10 protein-coding genes are annotated in these 7220 nt (G+C 68.7%); 4 read left to right on the top strand and 6 right to left on the bottom strand.

Features of this window, described 5'->3' with window-relative positions; genetic code table 11:
- Positions 1-382: 382 nt before the first annotated feature.
- Positions 383-1024 (bottom strand): DNA-3-methyladenine glycosylase, encoded by a 642-nt coding sequence (locus tag AC07DO_RS39570; RefSeq protein WP_398975647.1) that lies wholly within the window; start codon positions 1022-1024, stop codon positions 383-385.
- Between the two features lie 160 nt (positions 1025-1184).
- On the opposite strand from AC07DO_RS39570, the gene AC07DO_RS39565 reads away from it, so the two are divergent.
- From AC07DO_RS39565 to AC07DO_RS39555, 3 genes are all read left to right on the top strand, one after another.
- A complete protein-coding gene (locus AC07DO_RS39565) occupies positions 1185-1967 on the top strand; it encodes a sporulation protein (RefSeq protein ID WP_150219430.1) in 783 nt (260 codons plus the stop codon).
- A 48-nt stretch (positions 1968-2015) separates the two neighbouring features.
- On the top strand, positions 2016-2555 hold the full coding sequence (locus AC07DO_RS39560) for a YbhB/YbcL family Raf kinase inhibitor-like protein (RefSeq protein ID WP_150166247.1): 540 nt from the start codon (positions 2016-2018) through the stop codon (positions 2553-2555).
- A 166-nt stretch (positions 2556-2721) separates the two neighbouring features.
- Complete coding sequence (locus AC07DO_RS39555) at positions 2722-3228, top strand: HNH endonuclease (protein ID WP_150183357.1); 507 nt, start codon at positions 2722-2724, stop codon at positions 3226-3228.
- Positions 3229-3258: 30 nt separating this feature from the next.
- Here the strand turns inward: AC07DO_RS39555 and AC07DO_RS39550 are convergent, their stop codons facing one another.
- From AC07DO_RS39550 to AC07DO_RS39540, 3 genes are all read right to left on the bottom strand, one after another.
- Positions 3259-4197, bottom strand: coding sequence for an SPFH domain-containing protein (locus AC07DO_RS39550; protein WP_150166251.1), 939 nt, complete (start codon positions 4195-4197; stop codon positions 3259-3261).
- Positions 4198-4304: 107 nt separating this feature from the next.
- Positions 4305-4733 carry an NfeD family protein gene (locus AC07DO_RS39545; RefSeq protein ID WP_479067326.1) on the bottom strand — a complete coding sequence of 143 codons (429 nt, stop codon included), beginning with the start codon at positions 4731-4733 and terminating at the stop codon, positions 4305-4307.
- A 45-nt stretch (positions 4734-4778) separates the two neighbouring features.
- Positions 4779-5576 carry an ABC transporter ATP-binding protein gene (locus AC07DO_RS39540; protein WP_150183359.1) on the bottom strand — a complete coding sequence of 266 codons (798 nt, stop codon included), beginning with the start codon at positions 5574-5576 and terminating at the stop codon, positions 4779-4781.
- 121 nt (positions 5577-5697) lie between these two features.
- Here AC07DO_RS39540 and AC07DO_RS39535 point away from each other — a divergent pair, with 121 nt between their 5' ends.
- Positions 5698-6489, top strand: a complete 792-nt coding sequence (locus tag AC07DO_RS39535; RefSeq protein WP_479067324.1) for a hypothetical protein — start codon at positions 5698-5700, stop codon at positions 6487-6489.
- 59 nt (positions 6490-6548) lie between these two features.
- Here the strand turns inward: AC07DO_RS39535 and AC07DO_RS39530 are convergent, their stop codons facing one another.
- Together AC07DO_RS39530 and AC07DO_RS39525 are read right to left on the bottom strand one after the other, a co-directional pair.
- Positions 6549-6797 (bottom strand): chaplin, encoded by a 249-nt coding sequence (locus AC07DO_RS39530; RefSeq protein ID WP_479067322.1) that lies wholly within the window; start codon positions 6795-6797, stop codon positions 6549-6551.
- A gap of 76 nt (positions 6798-6873) precedes the next feature.
- A complete protein-coding gene (locus tag AC07DO_RS39525; protein ID WP_150219425.1) occupies positions 6874-7119 on the bottom strand; it encodes a chaplin in 246 nt (81 codons plus the stop codon).
- Positions 7120-7220 lie beyond the last annotated feature (101 nt).

Here is a 7220-nt window from a genome sequence, read left to right as displayed (position 1 = left end):
ACGCTGTTGAGTTCTCAAGGAACGGACGCTTCCTTTGTACTCACCCGCAGAACATTCTCTGGGGCTTTCCTCCGGGCGCTTCCCTTCGGTATTTCGTGTTTCCAACCTTACCAGATCCGTTTTCCGTTCCGTTTCCGGTTCGGATTTCATTTCCGGTGGCCGTTGGAGGGCCTTTGCCTTTCGGCGTGTTCACTACTTTAGCGGACTCCCTCCGCAACTCATAATCGAGTTCCACGAGTTCGAATTACGGCATGCGGGCACGCCGAATAAGACCCCGCTGAGGGGAAGTTGTTAGGTAGTGGTTGGCCGCTTCCGGCTGCTGGCAGACTGCCGTACCCGGTTCAAGCGACTCGGACTACATTACGGAGCCACCAAGGCCGCGTCAAGTTCGACGGCGCCGGGGCACATGGGCCCGATAGGGGCTGACCGTAGGGTCGTTGGTCATCCAGAAGCGCCACGGGTGGACGCCGCCCTCCCCTGCCACCCCCGTGCGAGGTCCGCTGCTGACCTGGTCGGACGGGGTGGGTGTGCCGGTCAGTACGGAGAAGGGGGAGGACGGGTCCCCGCAGACGTCGGCGCCGTCGAGCTGTCGGTCCACGTCAAGGGCGGTGGCCAGGCGGGCGGGACCTTTGGCCAGTTCCTTGTCATTGCGGGCCGAGAGTCGTCGTTTGCGGGCGAGCTCCACGCCCTCCGTGATCTCGCCGGCGCGCAGCAGGACCGCGCCGGCCTTGCCCTCCGGGCCGCACACCAGGTTCATGCAGTGCCACATGCCGTAGGTGAAGTAGACGTACATGTGTCCGCCCTGTCCGAACATCACGCTGTTGCGGGCGGTGCGGCCGCGGTAGGCATGGGAGCCGGGGTCGACTTCGCCCGCGTACGCCTCCACCTCTGTCAGGCGCACTTCGATCGGGCCGTCCGCGGAGTCGCGTACGAGGATGCGGCCGAGCAGGTCCGGTGCGACCTCAAGGACCGGTCGGTCGAAGAAGTCTCGGGTCAGGGGCGTACGGTCAGGGCTCGCGATCATGCCGTACGAGCGTAATGCACTCGTCCTCGTCCATGGGTGGTCCACGGACCGCTCGGTTGTCAGGGTGAGGGGGCGGAACCACGGACGGTTCCCTCGCGTTTCTATCGATCAAGTATTCACGTCGGACGAGCCACAGGCGGCGGCCTGGGGATGGAGTGTCATGGGGTTCAAGAAGCTGCTCGCGAGTCTGGGTGCCGGTGGCGCCTCGGTGGAGACCGTGCTGGCCGAGGTCAACGTGGTCCCGGGCGGCGTCGTCCAGGGTGAGGTGCGGATCCAGGGCGGTTCGGTGGACCAGGAGATCGAGGGTCTCTCCGTCGGTCTGCAGGCACGGGTCGAGGTCGAGGGCAACGACCAGGAGACCAAGCAGGACATCGAGTTCACAAAGGTGCGGCTCGGCGGCGCCTTCACGCTGCAGGCCAACCAGGTGCACGCCGTGCAGTTCACCCTGGAGATCCCGTGGGAGACCCCGGTCACGAGCATCGACGGGCAGCAGCTGCGCGGCATGAACATCGGTGTGACCACCGAGCTGGAGATCGCGCGCGCCGTGGACTCCAGTGACCTCGACCCGATCAACGTGCACCCGCTGCCGGCGCAGCAGGCCATCCTGGACGCCTTCATCCAGCTGGGCTTCCGCTTCAAGAGCGCGGACATGGAGCGCGGCCACATCCGCGGTACGCGGCAGAAGCTGCCCTTCTACCAGGAGATCGAGTTCTTCCCGCCGCAGCAGTACCGCGGGCTCAACCAGGTCGAGCTGAGCTTCGTCGCCGACGACCGTGAGATGGACGTCGTGCTCGAGATGGACAAGAAGCCGGGTCTGTTCAGCGAGGGCAGCGACTCGTTCCGTTCGTTCAAGGTCGGTCTCAACGACTTCCAGGGCACCGACTGGGCGGCGTACCTCAACGAGTGGCTGTCCCAGGTCGGCAGCAAGCGCAACTGGTTCTAGGCTCGTAGAGGATCAGCGAGGACCAGCAATCAACCAGGAGGTGCCTACGTGAGCGAGCTCAAGAGGCCGCCGCTTCCCCATGACTTCCATCCGCCCGTGCCGTCCTTCACGGTCACGAGTGAGGACTTCGAGCCGGGTGCGGTCCTCAAGGACGCTCAGGTCTACGCGGCCGGGAACACCTCGCCGCAGCTGCGGTGGGAGGGCTTCCCGCCGGAGACCAAGAGCTTCGCCGTGACGTGCTTCGACCCGGACGCCCCGACGGGCAGCGGGTTCTGGCACTGGACCGTCTTCGACATCCCGGTCTCGGTGACCGAGCTGCCGGGCGGTGCGGGGAGCGGGAAGTTCGAGGGGCTGCCCGAGGGCGCGGTGCAGGTGCGCAACGACTTCGGGACGAAGGACTTCGGGGGTGCGGCGCCGCCTGCCGGCGACCGGCCGCACCGTTATGTGTTCACCGTGTACGCAGTGGACCAGGAGAAGCTGGGTCCCGACTCGGACGCGCCGCCCGCGTTCGTGGGCTTCAACCTCCGGTTCCACACGCTGGCGCGCGCCCAGGTGATCGCCGAGTACGCGGCTCCCGCGGAGAGCTGAGCGACTGTCAGGTACTGAGCGTTCACCCAGTGTTTGCCCGCCTCTGGTCATGGAAGTGATCAGAGGCGGGCATTTTTTATTGCGTTGTCCATCTCGGCGTGCCCGGCCAGAGTTGATCCCAGCCCGCCAGGCGGTGGGCCGGTGCATACGGGAGGTGGGCAGGTTGATGCGGGACACGCTGGTGCTGAACGCGAGCTTCGAGCCGCTCTCGACGGTGTCGCTCAACCGGGCCGTCGTTCTGGTGCTCCAGGACAAGGCCGTGGTCGAGCACGCCCACCCCGGACTGCGTGTGCGCGCGGCGGCGATCGACATACCCGTGCCCCGGGTGATCAGGCTGTGCAGATACGTGCGGGTGCCGTTCCGAAGACAAGCGCCCTGGTCGAGGCGGGGCGTGCTGGTCAGGGACCGGCACCGGTGCGCGTACTGCGGCCGACGCGCCACCACCGTGGACCACGTGGTGCCGCGGTCGCAGGGCGGTGCCGATTCCTGGCTGAACACGGTCGCTTCGTGCGCGCTGGACAACCACCGCAAGGCGAACCGGACTCCGGAGGAGGCCGGTATGCCTCTGCTCCGGCAGCCGTTCGAGCCGACGCCCGCGGATGCGATGCTCTTGTCGCTCGGCAGGGACGAGCTGGCTTCGCTGCCTGAGTGGCTGGCGCAGCCCGCCGCCTAGCGTCCCTGCCGCGTACGGATTGCGAGCGTATCAGTCGATCGGCGGCTGTTCGCGGCGCTCGGTGGCGGGGGCCGAGCCGCCGGAACCGCCGCCCAGCGGGCCGAAGTTGCCGAGCGCGCCACCGAGGCCCTTGAGGGCGTCGCCGATTTCGCTGGGCACGATCCAGAGCTTGTTGGCGTCGCCCTCGGCGATCTTCGGGAGCATCTGGAGGTACTGGTAGGACAGGAGCTTCTGGTCGGGGTCGCCCGCGTGGATCGACTCGAAGACCGTGCGGATCGCCTGGGCCTCGCCCTCGGCGCGCAGGGCGGCGGCCTTCGCCTCGCCTTCGGCGCGCAGGATCGCGGACTGCTTCTCGCCCTCGGCGCGCAGGATCTCCGACTGCCGTACACCTTCGGCCTGGAGGATCGCCGCGCGCTTGTCACGGTCGGCGCGCATCTGCTTCTCCATCGAGTCCTGGATGGAGGTCGGCGGCTCGATCGCCTTGAGCTCGACGCGGTTGACGCGGATGCCCCACTTGCCGGTCGCCTCGTCGAGGACACCGCGCAGGGCCGCGTTGATCTCCTCGCGGGAGGTCAGGGTCCGCTCCAGGTCCATGCCACCGATGATGTTGCGCAGGGTGGTGACGGTGAGCTGTTCGATCGCCTGGATGTAGCTGGCGACCTCGTACGTCGCGGCCCTGGCGTCGGTCACCTGGTAGTAGATGACGGTGTCGATGTTGACCACCAGGTTGTCCTGGGTGATCACCGGCTGCGGCGGGAAGGGTACGACCTGTTCACGCAGGTCGATGCGGTTGCGGATCGAGTCGATGAACGGGACGACGATGTTCAGTCCGGCGTTCAGCGTGCGGGTGTAGCGGCCGAAGCGCTCGACGATGGCGGCGCTGGCCTGTGGGATGACCTGGATGGTCTTGATCAGGGCGATGAAGACCAGCACCACCAGAATGATCAGGACGATGATGATGGGTTGCATCGTGACTCCCCGTACCCTTCATGCCTCGGTGTTCCCGGAAGATTTCGCGCGGTCGCGAAGATCTTGCTGGTCGAGTCTGTCAGACCGTCGTACCGCCCGTGGGGCATTCACATGACGACGGCCGTCGCTCCGTCGATCTCGACGACGTCGACCTCTTGGCCCGCTTCGTAGGCGCGGTCGGTGTCGAGTGCGCGGGCCGACCAGATCTCCCCCGCCAGCTTGATGCGTCCGCCGGAGGCGTCGACCCGTTCGAGGACGAGAGCGGATCTTCCCTTCAAGGCCTCGACTCCGGTGGCCAGTCCGGGCCGCCCGGAGCGGTGCCGGGCGGCGACCGGGCGTACGACGGCGATGAGCGCCACCGAGACCGCGGCGAAGACGACGACCTGGAGCACGGCGCCGCCGCCGAGGCCCGCGGTCACGGAGGCCGCGACGGCGCCCACGGCGAGCATGCCGAGTTCCGGCATCGCGGTCAGTACGAGCGGGATTCCGAGTGCGGCGGCCCCGATCAGCCACCACACCCATGCGTCGATGTCCACGTCGTCATCGTAGGACCGCGGGTCCCTCCGGGGACAGGGCGCCGATCAGCTGAGCGGGAGACCCGTGGCGGTCCAGCGGTCGTTCTTCTGGTCGACGACGAGCGGGAGACCGAAGCAGAGGCTGAGGTTGCGGGAGGTGAGCTCCAGCTCCAGCGGGCCCGCGGCGAGGACCTTGCCCTGGCGGATCATCAGAACGTGGGTGAAGCCGGGTGCGATCTCCTCGACGTGGTGCGTGACCATGATCATCGAGGGGGCGATCGGGTCGCGGGCGAGGCGGCCGAGGCGGCGTACGAGGTCTTCGCGGCCGCCGAGGTCGAGGCCCGCGGCGGGCTCGTCGAGGAGGAGCAGCTCGGGGTCGGTCATCAGGGCGCGGGCGATCAGGGTGCGCTTGCGCTCGCCCTCGGAGAGCGTGCCGAACCTGCGGTCGAGGTAGTCGCTCATGCCGAGGCGGTCGAGGAAGGCGCGGGCGCGCTGCTCGTCCACGTCCTCGTAGTCCTCGTGCCAACCGGCGGTCATGCCGTACGCCGCGGTGAGCACGGTCTGCAGGACGGTCTGCCGCTTGGGCAGCTTCTCCGCCATCGCGATGCCGGCGACGCCGATGCGCGGGCGCAGCTCGAAGACGTCCGTGCCGGGCTTGCCGAGGGTCTCGCCGAGGATGGTGGCGGTGCCGGTGCTCGGGTAGAGGTAGCTGGACGCGACGTTGAGGAGGGTGGTCTTGCCGGCGCCGTTGGGGCCGAGGATGACCCAGCGCTCCCCTTCCTTGACCGACCAGGAGACCTGGTCCACCAGAGCCCGGCCCTCGCGGACCACAGATACGTCCTCAAGCTCCAGTACATCGCTCATGAGCGCGCTGTCTCCCATTGCAGTCTCGGTCGTCGCTCGCGCCTGTGGACGCGGCCCCCGGATAAAACCTACGCCACTGGCCGAGCGTTCCTGTCGTGAGCCCGGTCCTTAGGCTGTGGGCATGCTCTCGGAACCACGCTCAGGACGCCTGGCCGCATGGGGAAATGCCCTTTTGGCCGGACTTGTTTCTCCGGATGACGCCGTGCTCGCCATGGTCGGCGACGACGCGGTGCACCGGGTCGAAGGACTGCCCGGGGAATCCGGCCCGGTCGGGCTGACGCTCGCCATGGGGCGGCTGCGCTCCCTGGGGATGACCGGTCTGCGGGTGGCACTGCCCGCGCCGGGACATCCGCTGGGGCTGAGCGGACCGCCCGAGTTCAACGCGCGCGCACTGGAGGCGGAGGAGGCGGTCGTCGGGTTCGGCGCGCCGTACGGTCTTGTGCCCGAGGTGTACGAGGCGGGGCCCGACGGCGACGTGCACGTGGAGGTCGTCTGGCACTGCCTGCCGGTGCGTGAGGCGCCGCCCGCCGACGTGCCCTCGCTGGGCGAGGCGGAGCGGGAGCTCGCGGAGGCGCTGCGGGAGGCGACGGAGGTGCTGTCCCGGCTCGATGTCGCGGGGTCGGGGCCGGTGGCCGAGGCGGCGCTCGACGCGTACCGGGCGCGGGCGGAGCGGGGGCGCGAGCTGTTGGCGCCGGGCTATCCGCCGCGTGCGGTGCGGGTGCTCGAGCTGGCCCAGCGGGTCGGTCTGCTGATCTCACTGGCGTACGAGAACGGGCACGGCGGGGCCGTGAGCGCGTCGGAGATGGCCGCGCGGGGGCAGGCGCTGCGGCCCGTGGAGCGGACGGCGCGGCGGGCGCAGGTGGCCGCGTTCAACTCGTGTGTCGAGGAGCGGGAGCGGGGCGGCGGGCGCTGAGCGACGACGCGGGCCCGCGGACCTTTTCGGTCCGCGGGCCCGTGTCATCGGCTTGTGCCTCAGTGGTTCACCGTGTGGTTGGCGAACGCCGGGTTGAGGACGCCGATGACGTTCACGCTGTTGCCGGTGGCGTTGACCGGGACGTCGATCGGCACCTGGACGAGGTTGCCGGAGCCGACGCCCGGGGACTTCGTGGCGACACCGTCGGCCTGGGCGTCCGAGGTGGCGGAGGCGACTCCGGCGGACGCGCCCGCAGCGAGACCGGCGGCGACGACGGCCAGGGCGGCCTTCTTGGCGATGCTGTTCATGGAACGTGCTCCTCCTGCTGACATGGGCGACCCCGGAGATGACGGGGTCAGGGGATGTGCTGTTCGCAGGATGCGATCAGAGGTTCTTGCAGACGTTGCCGAACACCGGGTTGAGGCCGCCGATGACGGTGACGGTGTTGCCGCAGACGTTCACCGGGACGTGGACCGGGGCCTGGACCAGGTTGCCCGAGACGACGCCGGGGGAGTTCTTGGCGACTCCGTCGGCGTGCGCGCCGCCGTGGGCGGAAGCCATGCCGGCGCCGGCCGCAACCAGGCCGCCGGCCACCATCGTGACGGCAGCGGCCTTCTTCAGGTTCTTCACTTCTACGTCCTCCTGAGCAGAAGCTGCGGCCAGCCGCCGCAGCACGCACTGGAGAACGCCCGAACGCCCCGGGGGATACGCCATCCGGGGGACATCCACAC

It is taken from the genome of Streptomyces sp. NPDC045678 (assembly GCF_056432085.1).
This window is presented reverse-complemented; position numbering and strand designations above follow the sequence as displayed.